This window comes from Rhizobium sp. BK312 (genome assembly GCF_014193605.1).
Taxonomy (GTDB): Bacteria; Pseudomonadota; Alphaproteobacteria; order Rhizobiales; family Rhizobiaceae; genus Rhizobium.
Genome location: NZ_JACHZP010000011.1, coordinates 209,214 through 229,848, shown reverse-complemented (window position 1 = coordinate 229,848; position 20,635 = coordinate 209,214). Strand labels below are relative to the sequence as shown.

General features: G+C 57.0%; 11 protein-coding genes. 7 read left to right on the top strand and 4 right to left on the bottom strand.

Going from position 1 to position 20,635, the window contains the following annotated elements:
- Positions 1 to 1,926 (top strand): EAL domain-containing protein (locus tag FHT85_RS26855; protein WP_183774581.1); only part of this gene is annotated, 1,926 nt, incomplete at its 5' end.
- 196 nt (positions 1,927 to 2,122) lie between these two features.
- On the opposite strand, the gene FHT85_RS26850 is transcribed toward FHT85_RS26855, so the two are convergent.
- Positions 2,123 to 2,404: an ArsR/SmtB family transcription factor gene (locus FHT85_RS26850; RefSeq protein ID WP_112400376.1), complete on the bottom strand. Its 282-nt coding sequence runs from the start codon at positions 2,402 to 2,404 to the stop codon at positions 2,123 to 2,125.
- Positions 2,405 to 2,561: 157 nt separating this feature from the next.
- On the opposite strand from FHT85_RS26850, the gene FHT85_RS26845 reads away from it, so the two are divergent.
- From FHT85_RS26845 to FHT85_RS26825, 5 genes are all read left to right on the top strand, one after another.
- The gene (locus tag FHT85_RS26845; RefSeq protein WP_183774578.1) at positions 2,562 to 3,188 is read left to right on the top strand and encodes a hypothetical protein; all 627 of its coding nucleotides are present in this window, start codon (positions 2,562 to 2,564) and stop codon (positions 3,186 to 3,188) included.
- Positions 3,189 to 3,888: 700 nt separating this feature from the next.
- On the top strand, positions 3,889 to 6,027 hold the full coding sequence (locus FHT85_RS26840; protein WP_246780105.1) for a putative bifunctional diguanylate cyclase/phosphodiesterase: 2,139 nt from the start codon (positions 3,889 to 3,891) through the stop codon (positions 6,025 to 6,027).
- A gap of 261 nt (positions 6,028 to 6,288) precedes the next feature.
- On the top strand, positions 6,289 to 7,515 hold the full coding sequence (locus FHT85_RS26835; RefSeq protein WP_112412226.1) for an ATP-binding protein: 1,227 nt from the start codon (positions 6,289 to 6,291) through the stop codon (positions 7,513 to 7,515).
- Positions 7,516 to 7,533: 18 nt separating this feature from the next.
- Positions 7,534 to 7,935, top strand: coding sequence for a PleD family two-component system response regulator (locus tag FHT85_RS26830; protein ID WP_112400379.1), 402 nt, complete (start codon positions 7,534 to 7,536; stop codon positions 7,933 to 7,935).
- Between the two features lie 255 nt (positions 7,936 to 8,190).
- A complete protein-coding gene (locus tag FHT85_RS26825) occupies positions 8,191 to 8,475 on the top strand; it encodes a metalloregulator ArsR/SmtB family transcription factor (protein WP_281412982.1) in 285 nt (94 codons plus the stop codon).
- Positions 8,476 to 8,675: 200 nt separating this feature from the next.
- On the opposite strand, the gene FHT85_RS26820 is transcribed toward FHT85_RS26825, so the two are convergent.
- The 3 genes from FHT85_RS26820 to FHT85_RS26810 are packed head-to-tail and all read right to left on the bottom strand — an operon-like array spanning position 8,676 to position 17,440.
- Positions 8,676 to 9,212, bottom strand: a complete 537-nt coding sequence (locus tag FHT85_RS26820) for an invasion associated locus B family protein (protein ID WP_312861366.1) — start codon at positions 9,210 to 9,212, stop codon at positions 8,676 to 8,678.
- 52 nt (positions 9,213 to 9,264) lie between these two features.
- Entirely contained in the window at positions 9,265 to 17,118 is a 7,854-nt protein-coding gene (locus FHT85_RS26815) for an autotransporter outer membrane beta-barrel domain-containing protein (protein ID WP_112412224.1), read from the bottom strand.
- Between the two features lie 25 nt (positions 17,119 to 17,143).
- A complete protein-coding gene (locus FHT85_RS26810) occupies positions 17,144 to 17,440 on the bottom strand; it encodes a hypothetical protein (RefSeq protein ID WP_162709760.1) in 297 nt (98 codons plus the stop codon).
- A 231-nt stretch (positions 17,441 to 17,671) separates the two neighbouring features.
- Between FHT85_RS26810 and FHT85_RS26805 the strand changes: the two genes are divergently transcribed.
- Positions 17,672 to 20,446 (top strand): EAL domain-containing protein, encoded by a 2,775-nt coding sequence (locus tag FHT85_RS26805; protein WP_162709758.1) that lies wholly within the window; start codon positions 17,672 to 17,674, stop codon positions 20,444 to 20,446.
- Positions 20,447 to 20,635 lie beyond the last annotated feature (189 nt).

Sequence of the window (20,635 nt, the reverse complement as noted above, 5' to 3'; positions counted from 1 at the left end):
CGTTACAGGCATCGGCAGGGCCATTGGATCTGGATTGAATGTCGCGGTGGCTGCGTCAAATGGGATAGTGACAACCGCCCCCTCCGTGTCGTGGGTACGGATACCGACATAACGACCAGAAAAAATTCGGAAGAGACGCTTGAGCGGATATCGCGTCGTCTCAAACTGGCACTCGAAGTCTCGAAGATCGGTGTTTTCGAGGCTGACTTTGACTTGGGTAGTGCCGAATGGGACGCGGGCATGTTCCGCTTATATGATGTCGAGCACCAATCTGAGGTGAAGATTGGCGGCTTGTGGGAGTCTATGCTGCATCCCGATGATATGGAGCGGGTCTTCAAGAAAGTAGATCACCACGTCGCTAATCTTATCCCCTTCTCGGATGAGTATAGGGTAATTTTTCGGGACGGCTCGGAACATTTCATTCGGTCCCGAACACTGCCGTTCATCGACAACGACGGCCATCGCAAGATGATCGGGGCGAATTGGGATGTTACCGCCGATCTCGCCCTCCAGCGGGATCTTGCGCACGCCAAGAAACTTGCAGAAGCGAGGAACGCCGAACTCGAATCCGCCAAAAAGCATATTGAATACATTGCGCTGCATGATCCTCTGACGGGTCTACCCAACCGCAGGTATCTGGAAGAAAAGATCATCAGCATTGAAGCCGATTGCAAGGCCACCGGTGGCGGCGCTGCTGTGCTCCATTTTGACTTGGACCGCTTCAAGCAGATCAACGATACCTATGGGCACTATGTCGGCGATGTTTTACTGCAGCATACAGCAAAGATACTGAAGGCGAGCGTTCGAAGCGATGAATTCGTTGCCCGCCTTGGCGGCGATGAGTTCATCGCGATCGTCAGATTTGACGGTTCGGTGGGGCCGCTTGAGGCGGTATCCAAGAATATCGTCGATGCATTGCGCAAGCCCGTAAACATAAATGGAATCGACTGTCGCTCCAGTACAAGCATCGGTATTGCTTGTGAAATCGGTCGCGACGTCGACGTGCGTAGCCTCCTGATCAATGCGGACATCGCTCTCTATCAGGCCAAAGAGCATGGGCGGAACCGCTTTGACTTCTATTCAACTAAATCTCGCAGTCGTGTGGTGACCTTAAAACAGATTTCGGACGAGATCCTAGTTGGGTTGGAACGAGACGAATTCATTCCGATGTATCAGCCGCAATTCGACGCGATAACGCTCGATATTGTGGGCGTCGAAGCGCTCGTCCGTTGGCGGCATCCAACGCGTGGTCTTCTTGCACCTAGTGAATTTCTCCAAATTGCCGACGAAATGAACATCGTCGGCGACATCGACGACTTGATCTTTCGAAAGGCCATGGCGGACTCGGAGATTTGGGCAAAGGACGGGGTGTCTATTCCAAAATGCTCCGTCAACGTTTCCGCCCGACGCTTGCAAGATCCCAAACTCAAGACCCTGCTCGGTATAGATCCGGAAACGGCTAGCCGCTTCTCGTTCGAGCTTCTGGAATCAATAGTCCTCGACGAGTTGGATGCGCAAATGGAGGAAAACCTTGCCTACATTCGCAAGCTTGGCATATCGATTGAAGTAGATGACTTCGGCACTGCGCATGCCTCGATCATGAGCCTTTTACACCTCCGGCCTCACACCCTAAAAATCGACAGGCGGCTTATCCGCTCTATAGATACTTCATCGGAGCAAAGGGAACTTGTCGGCTCCATCATTGGTATGGGGCATTCTCTCGGCGTTAAGGCGACAGCCGAGGGCGTAGAAACGGCTGGACACGCAACCATACTTCGAGACCTTGGATGCGATATTCTTCAGGGCTTTGGACTGGCCAAGCCGATGTTTTCCTCAAACCTGATCGAGTTCGCCAAGAACCGGGTCTCCAGTAAAGTGGCTGATCTGTCAACGTTTCAGCAAAATCACGCTCAAGCTAAAAAGTGAGCCCCGCGTTATCCAAGTGTCTCACGCGACTAACATGGAGTTCCTCGCGAGATCACCGCGCTATAATCGACTTCCATATGTCCCCGAACCTTTCAACCTGACGGGCGACTTCCGCTCGAGGTTCGCCTTTAGGATTGACAAACCGATAAAGCGTCTTGCGCGTGGTGCCGAGTTCGGCGCAGAGACCTGCCTCATATCATTCGGCGACCAAATTGAGCACACGGAGGACGGCGCGCACCAAGGAATGGTCGCACGAGTAGAAGATGAAATTGGCGTCCCGACGCGTATTAACGATTTTTAGGTCGCGTAGCTGCTGTAGATGCCGTGATAGCGCTGACTGCCTGACCCCGATCTTATCGGCAAGGTCCATGACACTCCACTCGTGCTCCAGCAACAATACCAGCACCTGAAGCCGGATCGGGCTGGCCAGCGCGCCCAGAAGCTCAGCTTCGGTTTCGAATGCATACTGGGTTTCCACGATTGTCTCCTCGAATGATCTCACATGTCGGCCGCGATCGGGGCCGGTGAGCTGGCGACCCGTTATCCGCACCTAAGATTCCATGCGCAAGATAAAATGAGATCCACATATCGGCGCATATACGGATGTATTAATACACTCGTATACGTCACTGTGTGTGACAAGAGAAGGTCTGCGGCACTTCCCGCCACCGGTCTTCCCGGCCATCATCGTGTCAGCCAGGATTGCCAACGGCTTTCGATACGAATGGACCATTTGCGGTGGATCGATTTTGATTGGTGTCGATAACGGCGGTGAATTCATCTCGAAAGACCTACGAGTGATGGGCCATGCATCTCAGCCAAGTCCTCGATGGCGACACCAACCACCGTCCGCGTGTCGTCAACATGAATATCTGATCGCAGCGATGATCGTCCGTCCGAGGACAACAATGCTACGCGTTCCAGCCTTCATGATGTTTGTTGATAAAAACGATTCCTGCATGCCTTCGGCGTGGTTTGAGAGCGTTTCCATGCAGCAGCTCCTGCAGATTCATCAGATCAACCATGTAGTTCGCCTCCTCATCGGTCAGGCAATCGGCGGCAAATCCGTCGACGACGGTGGCCCGCACTGTGCGCAGGTCAATCACCGACCAATAGCTATTCCAATAATTTTTCCTAAGGCAGTACCTCATGATTTCCATTTTGTTATTTTAGCACTACATCCGCGTTATTTGAATAATGTATTATGTATAATTGCTGTTTCAGAAATATTTTCCATGAAACTCGAAAGAGCAATTGGCTGATTTCCGGCGCGTCTCTTGTAGAGACCTGTATTGCGGTTGCCTCTGTCGATCCATTAACGGCGGATGGACTTCGCATGCAAACACACCATTGGAGGCCTAAAGTTGAAGACTGCTCATATTCGTTAACCCATAGGCTGAGATACGTTATCGAAATACTTATCGCAACGCAATTTCGAACAGAACGAAGGTTGACGATCGTTGGGCGGCCTCTAACGCGACTTAATAGTCAGCCCCATGAAATGGTACTCGTTGTCGCCTCATGGGACGAATTTTTTTCCCGGCGGACGTTCCATGAACTCGGCGCTCGATGAACAAAGATATGTCCTGGCATCCCCCAAGCATTTACCATGGCATTTCCTGAGCTGATCCTCAGCCGCGTCAGCAATCACCTTTTCGCGCATTTCACGCTTTCGTTGATGCCAAAGCATTCGCTATGCTGGTCGCGCCTGGACGCCCGCAGGCAACTTGACCAACGCGGTCGAACCAGGAGCATTTGTTCCCACTTTCGATGGACGCTCCCTTTGTATATTAACCGATGCTAAGAAAATCTCTCGAAATAAACAAGCTGGAGGTGTATATGGTTGCAACCTACAGCTTGTTCTTCGATGATGGAAAGCTTTCGCCTTGTAGTCGATCTTCCAGCTGTTAGTTGGCGGGTCGATTTCGATGAGGACGACAACCGAACGGGAGACTAGTCACTATGGGGGCTTCTGACTTCAGGTTTTTTCCCGACGTCCTGGTCCTCGTCGTCACCGACGGGAATTCCCATACCTTGGCCATGACAAACAGCATGAGAGAAGCCGGCCTGTCATGCGTTTGTTTTTTGAACTTCCATACGATGGAAGAGCATGGACCCTTTCTCAAGCCGTCTATTGTTGTCGTCGACGCCGCGGTCGCCGACGCGTTTTTCGATCGCTTTTGGCGGAATGACTACATTCGCACTTTGCCGGCCATCCAAATCGTGTCGCCGGATATCAACAGCCGCACGAGCGCGCTGCACGCAGGAGCGACAGATTGCATCACTACCCCTGTGGCAACCGAGGAATTGCTTGCGCGGCTGCGAACGCATCTCCAACTAGGGGCGACACAAAAGCAGCTCGAACGCACCAACATCCAATTTGCCACGACGCTTGATAAAATCGGGCAGGGAGTTTGCTTCTTCGATGCCGATCAGCGCCTGATCCTCTCCAATCACCGATACGCGGAGATTTATGGCATCGCGCCCGACGCGATTAGGCCCGGCATGACCTTGAGCGAAATCGCAGAACTGCGTTATGCGGCTGGAACCGGCCCTATTGTTTCGCATCAAGGCTATCTGGATTGGTGCGATGCAATCAATTCCAATCCCTCACCACAAAACTGGTCGGCAGAGCTTGCGTCCGGCAAGGTCATCCGGGTGCATCATGAGCGCACGCCCGATGGTGGATGGGTTTCGACCCACGAAGATGTGACGGAGCACAGTGATGCCGAGCGCCAGATCGCCCATTTGGCATTGCACGATCCGTTGACCGATTTGCCAAATCGTGCGGCCCTTAAGCGCAAGCTTGATATGTTGCTCGATAAGCACGGCGCCGAAGGCTCGCCGTTCGCTGTGCTGTGCCTCGACCTCGATCGATTCAAGGAGGTCAATGATTTGTTCGGCCACAATGCCGGTGACCTGCTGCTGTGCACAACCGCCAGCCGTCTACGTGCTGTGGCGGATGAAGCATTCGTTGCTCGCCTCGGCGGCGACGAATTCATGGTGCTGGCGGAACTCGATGCCAACGCTGCTTCCGCGCTGGCCGATCGGATTATCGCTTCGTTGGGTGAAGATGCCGATGTCGACGAAACCCGGATCAGCATGGGTGTGAGCATCGGGGTGGCCATGTTTCCGGCAGATGGAAACGCAGCGGCGGGTTTGATGAACAACGCCGACGCCGCTCTCTATCGTGCCAAGGCCGAAGGGCGTGGAATAGCCCGCTTTTTCGAACCGCAAATGGATCAATGGCTGCGCGAGAAGCGAGCCTTGCAGCGTGACCTCCATTCTGCAGTCTCCCAACAGCAACTTGTGGTTTTCTACCAACCGCAAGCAGACATTGGCGGAGATATTGTTGGCTTCGAGGCTCTGTTGCGATGGTATCATCCGACACGCGGCAATATTCCGCCTTCCGTGTTTATCCCGATTGCCGAGGAGAGCAGCCTCATCATGGAACTCGGGGAATGGGTACTGCGCACAGCTTGCAGGGAGGCAGCCTCATGGCCAAGGAAGTTGCGGATCGCTGTTAACCTGTCTCCCGTCCAGTTCAAGCGCCGTGATCTTTCAGAACTCGTGCGGTCTGTGCTTGCCGAGACCGGCCTGTCGCCTGATAGGCTCGAACTGGAAGTTACCGAAGGGGTGTTGATAGATGATTTCGAGCGGGCAATGACGACGTTGAGGCAACTTAAGGCACTTGGAGTTCGCATTGCCATGGATGATTTCGGAACAGGATATTCCTCGTTGTCCTATCTCCAGTCATTTCCTTTCGACAAAATCAAGATTGATCAGTCGTTCATTCGCAAGGTCGGCCAGTCACAATCCGCCGCAATCATTCGCGCAGTGATCGGCTTGGGCCGGGGGCTGAATTTGCCGGTTATCGCTGAAGGCGTCGAATCCGAGCATCAGCTCGCCTTTCTGACGCAAGAATGCTGCGATCAGGTGCAGGGCTATCTGGTTGGACGCCCTCGACCGATCGCGGATTATGCAATGTATCTGGGCCGGGAGCAGCCGGAAACGATGGAACTCCGGCCTGCACTTATAGCTGGCAGATCACCGCAACTGCACCGCCCGCAACCTAGGGAAACTTCCTCCGAGTTTTCCTGAGTCAACACCGGCTCAATACCCTTAAGTTCGACTAGAGATCACATATTTCAGTGCCACGACACATCGCCTTCTGATGTCGCTTCAATCGTAGCCCACAGAACTTTCAAGGCGGATCGTGTGCGGTCAAAAAGCCAACATTGCAAGTCGCAATTCAAGATTGTCTCTTTTGACATATTCTGAGGAAAATTACTCGCGCAAGTCAATATATCCTTAGCATTCCGCTTTTATTCTCATGCGCTATCGATGGCGAGGTTTTAAATTATGGCGAATGAACGGAATTCGACGAACGAGCGGCAGAATGGCCTCCTCGACATCGCCCTCGATAATATGCCGCACGGCTTGTGCATGTTCTCTGCCGCCAAGAAGCTCATCTTGTGCAATCTTTCCTACGCGCAAATGTACAACCTTCCCGCGGGCCTCACAGCGGTTGGGACGCCACTGGAATCCATCTTGGCCCATCGAAGCCGCCTTGGCATCGCACCGCTTCACTCCGCCACGTACTTTGATGTCGTCGGCGAGGCGGCGCAAAAGGGCGGAAGGGCTAATCAGAACGTGGTACTTCAAGACGGTCGCGTTGTCCGGATTACGCACAGTGCCATGAAGGATGGCGGCTACGTCGCGACCCACGAAGATATTACTGAAAGCATTCGAAACGCAGACGCCCTGCTCGCCCACAAGCAGACGCTCGAAGCGACGGTGGCGCTGAGAACGAGAGAAGTCGAAGAACAAGCGCACGAGCTTGAACGACTTTTGCAGCAAGAGCGAAACATCAATGAATTGCAGCGCCAGTTCGTCGCTCTTGCTTCGCACGAATTCAGAACCCCGCTGGCGATCATTGATGGGGCCGCGCAGCGCTTGCTACGTGCCAAAGGCGAGATTCCATCTCAATTTGTCCGCGAAAAGGCCGAACAGATACGATCGTCCGTCTTGAGGATCGTCGACCTGATGGAGAGCATACTTGCCTCCAGTCGGATGGAAAGTGGAAGCATTCAAATTCGCTCCGAGCCATGTTCTTTAAAAGCTTTGATCGAGACCTGTTGCTACCGCCAGTCGACAATCAGCAAATCCCATCGCATCCTGTTGAACATTGATCCGTTGCCCGAATACATCGATGGCGACAAACTTGCCCTCGAGCAGCTCTTTTCCAATCTCCTGTCAAATGCCGTCAAATACTCCCCCGGTTACCCCGATATTCACGTTTCCGGGTCGCTGGAAGGCGATATGATAAGGATTGTCGTGAAGGACAACGGCGTCGGCATCGACGCAGACGATGTGCCCAGGATATTTCAGCGATATTTTCGCGCGCGAACATCGACGGGCATCCCTGGTACAGGTATCGGCTTGCATTTGGTGAAACAGATAGTCGACCTACACCACGGGCTTATCGAAATTGAAAGCCAAAAAGGCAACGGTACGTCGCTCATCGTGACGCTTCCAATTCGGCAGAAGACGCCTTTGCAATCGGCTGGGCTTACGAATGTTGCATGAGCATCAGGGGGTAACGCGATGACCACCATACTATGCATAGACGACGAAGCGGAAATCAGGGAGTTGATTGTCGAAGAACTTCAAGAAGCGGGTTTCGTGACGCTCGAGGCTTCCAACGGACGAGAAGGCCTGGAACACCTCATATCCCAGTGGCCTGATATCGTCATTTGCGACATTACAATGCCAGAGATGGACGGTCATCAACTGCTGGCGGAGATCCAGATCAACTATCCCGAGCTTGCCAACATTCCCTTCATCTTTTTGACGGCAATGACCGACAAGCAAAATCTTATAACCGGCTTACGCGCCGGCGCGGCGGACTATTTGACCAAGCCGATTGATTTCGAGATTTTGCTGGCCAAGATCGAGGGCTGTGTCACACGACTGGAAAATGACATCCGAAGTGATCGAGCCTTTTAGTCAAGGCTCCGAGCGCGAGCATATTAAGGCCATATCCTGTATTGAGCATCCATCGCATACGGTTGAAGCACGTCTTGGTTGGCGGAATGGAATAGTTTCGCAGCTCGCCCACACCAACGTCTTGGCGGCACATCAGGCGATGTGCCGGTCGTTGAGTTTACTTGATGTGCACTATTTGCAGCGATTGTGCTCAGGGGAGCCAGGAATATATCCGAACCGTAAGGCCGTTATTGGCGTTTCTGGGAGGCAGTTCAATTGAACGAGGAAACGGCGGAGCGTGCCGCGGGAGCGCTGTCTGCGATGGCTAATCCTACTCGGCTTTCAATTCTTATGTTTTTGGCCAGCCAAGAGTCTCCTGTTAGCGCGATTGCATCGCATGTCGGGATGAGCTGTTCATCAACCTCTCAGCACTTGGCAAAATTGCGAGCGCAAGGTTTGGTGACAACTCGCAAGGCGCACCAGAGGGTTTATTATTCCTGTCAGTCGGCATCCGTGCGGGCGCTGTTGGAAGTCTTGGAGGAAGTCCTTCACATGCAGTGAAGCACGCAAAAAAGCGCTGTCGCGCGGAAAGTCGTCAAAAAACGGCATGGATGGATACAGGCGTTAGTTTTTCGACTGGACAGCTGCAATTTCGGTTTTGAAGCTATTGTCGCCCGCTATTGGCCCCCAGGTCACATTGTTCTGGCATGGGGGCGACACCGCCACCCCTTCTTAACACCCTCGCCATTGTGGATCGTCGCTTACGAATTTCCGAGTACCGCGAGGCGGTCGAGCGCAGCCGCAAGACCTTTGAGAGAGATCGGCAAGGCGAGCTCCTTTGTGTCCATGCCTTGCGCTTTTACCTTGAGCGCGGCACTGGTTTTCAGGGCGATGACCGCTTTTGCGTCGAAGTTGAGAGGAACGAGGCAGCCGCCAGGCAGGCAGGTCGAAAACCGTAGCGGTTTCTGCGGTGCGGCGTCGTCGATCTGAAGAACGACGCCCGCCTCAAGGGCGAGCCCGAACGGAAGGACAAGATTTCCGGCGAGCGTTCCATCACCGTTTCTGCGTAGTTCAATGGCCATTACCCGCTGCCTGTTCTGCTGCGTCTGCTGCTGGGAAACGGTGCAAACGATCTGCGGCACGCCCTGGCAAGCGAGACTCCAATCCTGGTATGTCTCCTGCAGGGATGAAGCGCCGTTCGGCAGCTTGTAGGCACCGTCCTGCGCAGATGCGGAACCTGCCAGGGCAAGGAGCGCTACCGCTGCCGAAGAGAGTGTGGAGTAAAAGAGACCTGCCACTGTCAAAACCTTTCGATGTTGCATTCAGATTTGGAGGACCGAAGATGTTGCCCTACCAGCTCACCTTGAAGCCGACCTTGGCGCCAGCGGAATTGCTGTCGCCGAAGTCGGCCAGGCTGGTTCGGGCAAATGCCTCGCCGTAAACCGTCGTCCTATCGCCGACGCTTAACGACCCGCCAAGTCCGACGCCGCCCCACAGCGGCTGGTTCTTGCTGACCAGGCTTGTTCCGGACACGTCGACCTGCGAGCTGTCGAGGAAATCATAATAGAGGTTGGCGATCCCATAGACATGCGAGCGGCTGACCTGGCCGGCGGCATTCTTCCATTCATTCTCGTAGTCGGCCGAAAGGCCGATCCTGCCGGTCAGCGATTGACCATCGTCAAGCGACACGCGGGCGCCGTACGGGTCGGTGAAGTCGTTGAACCGCACCGAGGAATAGCTGAGCTGAGCCTGGGGCGTGAGCGACCAGTTGTCCCGAAGCTGGATCTTCTGACCGGTCTCGATGCTTAGAGCGTAGCCAAAGCCGCTGTTACCCTCGGTGAGCTTTCTTCCGAGAGTTGCCGATGTGAGGTCGGTATCGTACCACGTGGCCTGCGCCTGGGCATCGGCATAGAAGCCGCTATTGCCGTACCAGGTGAGCGAGGCGCCGAGGCCATAGCCGCTGGCATCGATCGAGCCTGTGCCGAAGATCGACGAGACGTTCGACGAGATGGTACCGTAGTGAACGGAGGCCCCACCAATCAGCGCGCCGGCCTCGCTGTCGTAAAACAAGCCATCCAGGCCGGCCTCGAACTTCCACGTGGTAGCGTTGTAATCGGCTGCCGCGGTCGAAGTCTCAGGCTCGAATTTGCCATGAGCGGCCTCGATGCGAGCCCATATGGCCTTGCCGCCCGCCGGCGTCTGGTCGAGCACATCGGCACCTTGCGGCATGGCCTCGCCATTGCCCCATGTTCGATTACCGATGCGTTGCTGCAGCGTGCCAAGCTCGTTGAAGCTCTGCAGGACACCGGCATAGGCCTCGTATAGCGGCACGCCCGGTGCATAAAGCGGCCGGGGATCGGCAGGACTGGTCGGAAGGGTATAGGTGGAGCGCAGATACCAGTCGCCGTCGGATGGCGTCGAGACGCCTCCCTTGTAGAGACGATAGGCATAGGCGCCGCCGATCACGGCCTGCTGGCCCTGGAACAGGTAATCGCCAGCCAAGTTGAATACACCGTTCGAAGCGCCCCCGACTTCAAGGATCTTGATGCCTTCCACCGTCTGCGCGCCAGGGCCGCCGACGTTGATGACCTTGACGGTGGTGGTGCCAGAGGTATTGCCGGTAACGACAAGCCGGTCGGTCGGCGAATTGTCGCCGCCGAGCTGCGACTCGATCTCCAGCGTGCCGCCGTCGCCCATATAGTTGCCTGCGACGGTCAGCGTGCCGATAGAATTGCCTGGCGCCACCGTGCCGCCGGCGAAGTTGTTGGTGTCGCAGACAGTGCCTATGCCCTGCAGGCGACCGCCGGAAAGCACGTTAACGTCGCCGCACAGGCTGCCATTGACCGAGAGCGTTCCGGCCTCGATCGAGGTCGTACCGCTGAAGGCCGAGCTGTCGCCCGTAAGCCGGGTCAGGCCGGTGCCGATCTGGCGGATGGTGCCAGAGCCGGATATCACGCCGTTGAATATATATTTGTCGGTGCGGTCAAAAGCGAGTGTACCGTTGTCGGTGACATCGCCGACAAGTGAACCGGTGGTGCCGCGGTTTCCGAGTTGCAGGGTACCCGCCTCGATCGCCGTGCCGCCGGTGTAACTGTTGGCGCCGGTGAGAACGAGCGTGCCTGCGTCTGTCTTGACAAGCTGGCTGGTACCGGCAAGTTCGGATGCGATGGTGGCTGTGATACCAGATGAGGCACTGGTGCCGTCGCCGACGCGGATCGTCGCTGTCGATCCGATCAGGTCAATGGCGCCGCCCTGAATGACGTAGCCGTCGGTGATGAACTGCATGCCCGAAGCGGTCACTTGTCCATGGCTGTTGTCAACCGTCACCGTGCCGGCCGCACCGGTAAAGACGGCAAAGCCGGCGTTGTCGTAGGGAGCATTGATCAGACCATTGCCGTCAGACCAATCGCTGTTTCCAGCCGAACTCTGCCAGATCCCGTCGCCGCCGTTGATAACGCCGTCAAATCTCCCACCGGAGCCGCCGTCCCAATAATTCAGCGTCAATCCGTTCGTATTGACGAGATTCACCTGGTTGGCGATGGCGGTTTGCACGAAGTAATCCGGAGATGGGACGGTGCCGACCGTCAGACCGTTGTTGGTCAGCGAGCCAGCATAGTTGAACAGGCGGTAGATACCGGGGCTGAATGTGCCGCTCGGCGGGACAGTCACATTGAGTGTGCCATCCAGCGTCAGGTTGCCGCCGACCGTTGTCAGATCATTAAGCGTGCCGCCTGGCACATTCGCCTGCCCTAAGCTGTAGTTCAGCACTGAACCGCTGGAAAGCGTCAGATTGCCGGCGATCGTCAGCGTACCTGGCGCACCGTTTGCGGAACCGGGCGATAGCATCCCCCCGTTCGCGATCGTGACATTGCCACCGATCGTGCCGCGACCACCAAGGGTGGCGCCGTTGAGCACCGAGGTTAGGCCTGCCGCCCCGCTCTGGTTGCCGTCGACATAGAGACCGCCGGCCGATACGATGGTCGACCCGGAATAGCTGTTGGCGCCGGTCAGCGTCAGGCCCGCGGCTCCTGTTTTTGTGAAGCCGCCGACGCCATCGACCACACCATTGATGGTCAGGTCGCTAAGCGTCTCGAAAGTGCCGTTGCCGCCCCCCAACGTGACGCCTCGAGCAAGAGCAATGGCATTCGTATTGCGAAGTGTGCCGCCGTCGAGTGTCAGGTTACCGGACGCATCGCCAAGATTGGCGTCCGTCGTGAACTGCAGCGTTCCCTGGTTGATGCGAGTGCCGCCCGTGTAGGTGTTGTTGCCAGTGAGCACGAGTGTGCCGAGATCGGTCTTGACGAGCTGCGAGCTGCCCTGGAGCACCGATGCGATGGTCGCGGTAAAGCCCGCTCCCGCCGTTGTACCGTCGCCGACGCGGATAATCGACTGTGGCCCGACCAGGGTGATGTTGTCGCCCTCAACGGTGTATCCGTTGCTTGCGAACTGCATGCCCGCGGCCTGCACCTGGCCATTGGTATTGTCGACCTGGACCGTACCCGCCGCGCCGCCAAATACGGCAAAACTGCCATTGGAGAACCGCGCGTTGACTTGGCCTGTGGCATCTGTCCAGTTGTCGTCGCCCGCGGCCCGCCACGTGCCGTTGCCGCCGTCGACAAGCGCGTTGGACTTGGGGCCAGCATCGCCGTCCCAGTAATTGAGCGTCAGGCCAGCGATGTTGACCAGATTGACCTGATTTGCGACCGAGGTCTGCACGATATAGTTCGGTGAGTTGTCGGCCAGACCGAGATCGGTCAACGTCCCGTCATAGCTGATGATGCGATAGATGCCCGGCCCGAAATTGCCTCCCGGCGTCTCCGACACATTCAAGAAACCGCCAAGGGTGAGATTGCCGTGCACGACCGTCAGGTCGTTATAGGGCCCGCCAACCACGCCCGCCTGCCCTAAATTGTAGTTGAGCGTGGCATTGGCGGCGAGGGTCAGATTGCCATTGACGATGAGCGTTCCCGGCGTCGAACCGACATTGCCCGGGTTCAGCGCACCATTATCCAGTACACTGACATTGCCGCCAATTGTGCCTGTGCCGCCGAGCGTGCCACCGGCCTCCACCGTGGTCGTCCCTGTCGCCGCTGATTGATCGCCGTTGACGATCAGCGTGCCCGAACGCACGTTGGTCGCGCCGGCATAACTGTTGTTTGCCGTCAGGATCGTGACACCGCTGCCGCTCTGGTCGAGGCCGCCGGTGCCGGAGATGAGCCCGGCAAAGCTGTAGGTGTTGTTGCGGTTGAAGGCGAGCGTGCCGTTATCGGCAACATTGCCGGTAATTGAGCCGCTCGCGCCGCCATTGCCGAGCTGCAAAGTGCCGGCTGCGATCGTCGTGCCGCCGGCATAGCTGTTGTCTGCGGCGAGTACGAGCGTGCCGGCACCGTCCTTGGTAAGCGCCCCCGCCCCGCCGACAGCGCTGCTCAGCGTCAGCGTTGTCAGATTGTCGGTGGCGAAGATGCCGCCGCCGGCGTTGAGCGTTGTCGAGCGGCTCGAGGCAAAGGACGCCGTCGTGTGAAGGGTGCCACTATCGAAGGCAAGCGCGCCGGCCGCATCTCCGAGGTTGGTGTCGGCAGCAACCTCGATGACACCCCCATTGATATTGGTGCCGCCCTGGTAGGTGTTGGTGCCGCCAAGCACCAGCGTGCCGGCATCCGTCTTGGTGAGCGCACCGCCGCCACCGATCGAGCCGTTGAGTGCGAGGGTGTCTAGCGTATCGAAGGTGCCGCCGCCGGCGCTGAGCGTGACGGTGCGGTTCGACACAATGGCGGCCGTGTTGCGCAATATGCCACTGTCGAGGCTAAGAGCACCGCTAGAAGCGCCGAGATTGGTGTCAGCGGAGATCTGCAGGCTGCCGCCGTTGATTGCCGTGCCGCCGGTGTAGCCGTTGCTTCCCGACAGCACCAGCGTGCCGAGGTCGCTCTTCACAAGCTCGCTGCCGCCTGTCAGATTGGACGAAATTGTGGCAACATAAGAGGCGCCCGCCACCGAGCCGTCGCCGACGCGAATGATCGACTGCGGTCCGACCAGTGCGAGATCCGCGCCCTGAACGAGGTAGCCGTCGGTCGCGAACTGCATGCCGGTTGCCTGCACCTGGCCGTTGGTGTTGTCTACCGTCACCGTGCCTGCGGCCCCTTGGAATATGGCGAAGCTCGCATTGGCGAAGGGCGCTGCAAAAAGACCGCTGGCGTCGGTCCAGTTCTGATCGCCGGAAGCCCGCCAAGTACCGCTGCCGCCATCGATGACGCTGTTGGAATGCGGACCGGTATCACCGTCCCAATAGCTCAGCGCCAGACCGGTCGAATTGACAAGGTTGACCTGATTGGCGACCGCTGTCTGCACGAAATAGTTCGGATCCGTGACAGCAAGGCCGTTGTCAGTCAGCGAGCCATTGTAGTTGATGATGCGGTAGACGCCAGGGCCGAAGGTGCCGCCAGGGGTCTGCGTCACGTTGAGCGTGCCGTCGAGCGTCAGGTTGCCACCAACATTGATGAGGTCGTTGAGCGGGCCGCCCGGCACGTTGGCCTGGCCGAAGTCGACGTTGAGGTTCGAGGTGTTATTGAGAGTCAGCCCGCCTTTGATGGTGAGCGTCCCGGGGGCATTGCCGGCGCCCCCGGGGGCGAGCGTGCCGCCATTGGCCACGGCGACATTGCCGCCGATGACGCCCGTACCGCCGAGCGTGGCGCCGTTACCAACGGAAGTCTGTCCGGTAGCGCCTGATTGATCGCCATTGATGAGCAAGGCGCCGCCGATGATGCTTGTGGGTCCAGCATAGCTGTTGTTGCCGGTGAGGGTGGTCGTCCCAGTGCTGGTCTTGTTCACACGCCCAGTGCCAGAGATCGTCCCGCCAAACGTGTAGTCGCTGCTCAAGGCGAAGACAAGCGCGCCGCTGTTCGCCACGCTCGGCGTTGCCAGCGTGCCGTCTGTCACGCCATTGCCGATCTGCAGTGTCCCCGCGGAGATGGTCGTTCCACCGCTATAGCCGTGCGATCCTGTCAGGATCAATGTGCCGGCGCCGCTCTTCGAGAGCGTCTCGAAATTGGTGACGAAGGCGCCGTCGAGCGTGCGGTTGAAGCTGGTGTTCACCTGGAGCGCATCGGTGCCGGCGCCTCCGTCCACCCCCGCTCCGGCAATCGTCGCTAGACCGCTCAACAGGAAAGTGTCATTGCCGCTGCCGAGGTTCAACACGGCTGCGCCGGTGTTGAGCGAACCGGCGGTAAGATTGACAACATTGCCGCCTCCGCCCAGCGTACCGTTGCCGAGCAGCGTGCCGCCAGTGATGTTGATCGTGGCGCCGCCGGTCCCGCCGGTGAACAATGTCTGGGCGCCACCGCCTGCCTGGACCGTTCCACCGGCGATGTTGAGCTTCGAGCCGGAGTTCATGGTGATCGTGGGCGTGCTTATAGCGGAGCTTCCTCCGCTGTTCTGCAGCGTGCCAGCGTTGATCGTGATTCCGCCGGTGCTCGTCAGGCTGTTGTTGTTGACCATCAAAGTTCCGGCATCGATTCGCGTCGCACCGACAGAATTGCTTGCCGCGGTAAGTATCGTCGTGCCGGAGCCGATCTGATCGAGCAAACCGCTGCCCGAGATCAGTCCGGCAAAGGTGTAGGTGTCCGACCGGTCGAATGCGAGCGTGCCGTTGTTCGTGACATCTCCCGCGATCGAGCCGGAGGTGCCGCCATTGCCGAGCTGCAGGGTACCCGCGGTGATCGTCGTGCCACCGGTATAGCCATTATTCGCGGTCAGGATGGTGGTGCCGGAGCCGATCTGATTGACCGAACCGCTGCCCGAGATCAATCCCGCGAAGGTGTTGGCGTCTGACCGGTCGAATGCGAGCGTGCCGTTGTTCGTGACATCGCCGGTGATCGCACCAGACGTACCACCGTTACCCAGCTGCAGCGTGCCCGCCGAGATCGTCGTGCCGCCGGTGTACACATTGTTGCCGGAGAACACCGCCGTGCCGGTGCCGATCTTGGTGAACGCACCCGTGCCGCTGAATGGCGACGCAGCGGTGACATTGAAGGCGCCTGTATCGAGTGTGAGCCCACCTGCGGCAATGTTCAGCCCGGTGCCGGCAAAACCGCTACTAAAGGCTGCGTTGCTCGCGGTGGCGCGCAGCGTGCCGCCGTCAAAGTTGGCCTGCGCCGTTCCTGGGCCGGCTGTCAGTGCTCCGGTGGAAAGGGTGCTACCGCCGGATACACTGAGCGTGGCCGTTGAGGCCACACCGACGGTCATCGTCACCGCATTGGCGGTCGCCGTGGCACCGTTGGAAACCGTCAGCGTGCCGCTACCCCAGGCGCCGATGTTCAGTGCCGAGCCGGTGTTCAGCTGTGAGCCTGCACCGGCGATGGTTGCTACACCGGTTCCGTTGCTGCTGAGGGTGGCTCCCCCAATCGAAATCGTGCCGGTCGCTGTCACCACAGCACCGTTTGTCACATTCAGCGTGCCACTGCCGCCGCCGCTGCCGCCCTGACCTCTGCCGACCGTCAGGGCTCCATTCACATTCCACTTGGATCCGCCGCCGGAAATATTGGCGGTGCTATTTGCGCCGCCAATTGCATATAGAGCTGCGAGTCCAGAGGTGAGCGTGCTGCCACCCGTAAGGTTTATCACCCCCGAACCCGAGACACCACTTTGGCCAAGATTCAGGTTCCCCCCTGCGGTAACGGTGGCCCCATTGGCAATGTTCAGCGTACCCGTACTGCCAGTGGCCCCGGCGACGGTGACGGCTGCCGCCGTAGACCAGGATGATCCCGGGCCCGTGACGGTGATGGTGGCATTGGTTCCCGTAGCACCCCCAACGAAATTGCTGCCCGTCGCAACGCTGGACGACAGCGTGCTCCCGTTCTGAATCGTGAGCGCGCTCGTGCCTCCCGTCATGCCCATCTGCAGGTTGCCGATCGTCGAACTCGCCGCGCCGGACACGCCCAGCACCGCGGGATTGGGCGAATTCGTGTTAATCGTCACCGTTGCGGTGCCGCTCGGGGCCGTGCCTGTCGACCAGTTGCTGCCGACCGTCCAATCGGTACTCGTCGTGCCCTTCCAGACTTGCGCGCTGACCGAGGCCGGCCAGCCGCACATGACCATCGCTCCCACGCTGACGCTGGCCAGCAGCGCGTAGGAACGGCGTCTCAGCCTGCTCCCAAAACGGCGACTACGGGTCTTAGTGTGCTGAACGAACTCGATCACAATCGACGACATAGATATTCCTTATATGCCAATGAATTCATTGCATTGAGGTGCAGATGCCCAACGACGGGCGGCCGGATGAGATCGTCGAGCGATTATCCGTATCGAGATTTTTTGAAATGCTTGCGGAGGCGTCGGCGCGACAACCAAGGCGTGAGTTTTCACGCAATTGGTCTTTGAACGTGAAGCTTCGCTGGGGATAAAGGGGCAGCACCAGAACGGTGCCATCGGCTAAACGGGTTCGATTCCCACGATATTGCTTGCTATTACCAGACACATCGCAGCCTGCTCGGATTCCCACGCCGTACTCCAACGTTAAGCCTTTGGTAAACAATATCTTTCTCGAAGAATCGAATCTGGGCAGAAAAGCAGAAACCTGACGATCAGTATTTCAGAAAATTACTGTACGCACCAAAATATTGCTGATTGTTTCAGAACAATTCGATCTTTGCGAATTTATGCAAGCTACTGTTGCAAGAATGTGACGCTCGCTATCACGCCTGCTGCCCGGGCTGGGATTCACGACAAATTAAGACGCGGCATGCATCTGTACGAACGAACACCCATGATGGTTGGGGTTGTCACGGGATATGAAAAGTCAACAATGTCAGGGACAGGTGCAGCCGCGCATCTTGGAGGAGACGATCGGACAGACGTCTATCACGACGCTCTCCAGCGAATGTTCGCGCTATCCGGTCAACATTCCGAAAACCTGGCAATGTCGTTCGACTTTTTGAGGGCGACGGCCGCCCGTGACATTGCGATTGATAATATGCCGCAAGGAATCTGCGTTTTCGATGCGGAGAAAAAGCTTGCCTTCTGTAATCGACGTTATGCCGAGATCTACCGCCTTGATCTGGAGCAAATTCTGCCCGGGACAGCGTTAAGCAAAATCGTTGCGCTGCGCATTGACGCCGGAACGGCCCATATCGACGCCGAACATTATCTGGTGATCAACGAAACCGCCAATTCGGCCGCCAGACCTTCCGTACGAATAGTTCAACTCACTGACGGCCGCAGCGTTCAAATCTGTCATCAACGCTTACCCGACGGTGGCTGGGTTGCCACCCACGAAGATATCACCGAGCTGAAGACAACACGGGTGATCGGCAGTCAGGAAATTTCGCTGCAAACAATGATCGATTGGGTGCCGGACTATTTCTGGGCTAAAGACACTGAAAGTCGGTTCGTGGTCGTCAATCGTGCATTTTCCGAGCGTTTTGGCGTACAAAGCACCTCGGATCTCCTTGGTCGAACGGATTTCGATCTGCATCCGGCGGACATGGCCAGCATCTTCCGAGCACAGGAACTTGAGATTATGCGTTCCGGAGAGCCGCTGTTCGATCTGGAAGAGTTGCGTATCGACAATTCTGGCGCACGCAAGTGGCTACTGACCACGAAGGTGCCATTGCGCAACGACAGGAATGAGATCTTCGGGCTTGTCGGTATCTCCAGGGACATTACCGATCGCAAGCAGGCAGACCTTCTGCGCGACGGACAAGCGCATGTATTGGAAATGATCGTAAGCGGCGCTCCATTGGAGCGCGTGCTTGATGAAATAGTTCAGCTGGTGGAGAGTCTGTCGGAAGGGGTATTCTCTTCCATCATGCTGGTTGACGATACGAAGAGCCACCTGCGATGCGTCGCCGCACCAAATTTGCCGGCCGCCTTCACGAAGCTTCTCGACTGCATTCCCGTTGGCGAGAAGGCGGGCTCATGTGGAACTGCCGTCTATCGCCGCGAATCCGTCATCGTCACGGATATTGCACACGACCCCCTATGGGACGATTGTCGCGATGCGCCCTTGGCGCACGGACTTCGCTCCTGCTGGTCCATGCCGATCCTGTCTCATCAAAACAATGTGTTGGGAACGTTTGCGATCTATTCTAAAGCTCCTCGCGAACCCATCATGAGTGAGTTGGATCTTGTGAAGACATTTGGCCGGCTTGCCGGCATTGCAATAGAGCGCAAGCTGGCCGAAGAGCGTATTAGCTTCATGGCACACCATGATGGCCTAACGGGACTGCCCAATCGCACCTTGCTGCAGGAGCGCTTGCCCCGTGCACTCCTTGACGCGGAGCGGTTGGGCCATTGGGTAACGGTCGTATTTATCGACTTCGATAATTTCAAGATCGTCAACGACAGCCTCGGCCACAGTGCCGGCGACGATCTGCTGAAGGCTGCCGCCGACAGGATGCGGAAACTTGTTGCTCCAACGGATATGGTCGCCCGTCTTGGCGGGGATGAATTCGTCATTGTCTTCACACAGCAACCACCGGACACGTATGCGATCGTGGCAAAGGTACAGGCCATTCGCAACGCGTTGGCTGAAACCATTGAAATAAGCGGGCACGACTACAGAATCGCGTGCAGCATTGGCATTGCGAGTTATCCAAATGACGGTACCAATGCCGATATTCTGGTCGCAAATGCGGACGCTGCGATGTACCAAGCCAAGGAAAGTGGTCGCGACGGCTTCAGGCTCTACACACCCGATTTCAGTATCGAGATGCAAGAGCGCTTCTTGCTTCTTGAAACCTTGAAAATTGCAGTTGCCCGATCTGAATTCTCTTTGGAATATCAGCCGCAGGTGAAGCTGTCGACAAATACTGTTTTCGCTGCCGAAGCTCTGATCCGATGGCGCCATCCGCAACTTGGATCTGTCCCTGCCGCACGCTTTATACCTTTGGCGGAAGAGAGCGGGCTCATCGGACCGATCGGTGATTGGGTATTGCGGGAAGCCTGCCGGCAGAACAAAGCCTGGCAAGATGCGGGCCATCCGAAGATCGTCATTTGCGTCAACGTCTCGGCGCGGCAGTTTCATGAGAATGATCTCGTTGCATGCGTCGTTAATGCATTAGAAGCAAGTGGATTGGAATCGAAATATCTGGAGCTGGAGTTAACCGAAGGCCTGATCATGCGTGACCTCCCGCGAGCAATCCGAACAATGAAACGTTTGCGGTCGTTGGGAGTAAGCCTAGCGATAGATGATTTTGGCACGGGATATTCCAATCTCAGTGCCCTAAAAGACTTGCCGGTTTCGCGGCTGAAGATCGATAGATCCTTCCTTGCCGATCTCCCGAGCAATGAGAGTGACCGCGCCGTTACGACCGCCATTATTTCGTTGGGACAAAAGCTGAAGCTGGATATGGTCGCCGAAGGTGTCGAAACCCTGGAGCAGCTTGAATTCCTGCGCGAGAACAACTGCGATGGCGTCCAGGGGTACTATTTCGGAAGGCCCGTTTCTGCCGTGGAATTCGAGGCATCATGGGACCGGAACAGGAGCTCCACCGCTAACCCTCGGCCGCTATCAAGCGAAGACAGCCCACAGCTTTGGTGATCATCGGTCATAAAATTATTGATAGTAGCCAAGCCTCATGCGCCGCTGCCTTTCATGAATGAGCGTGGCCTTTAGGTGTCAGGAAGGCCAGCGTCGCGAACGATCCATCCTTGTGAAACCGCACCGAAATATAACCCCCAACCATGGGATCATATGTATAATTGATATAAAAGAGAAATCTTTGCTTGG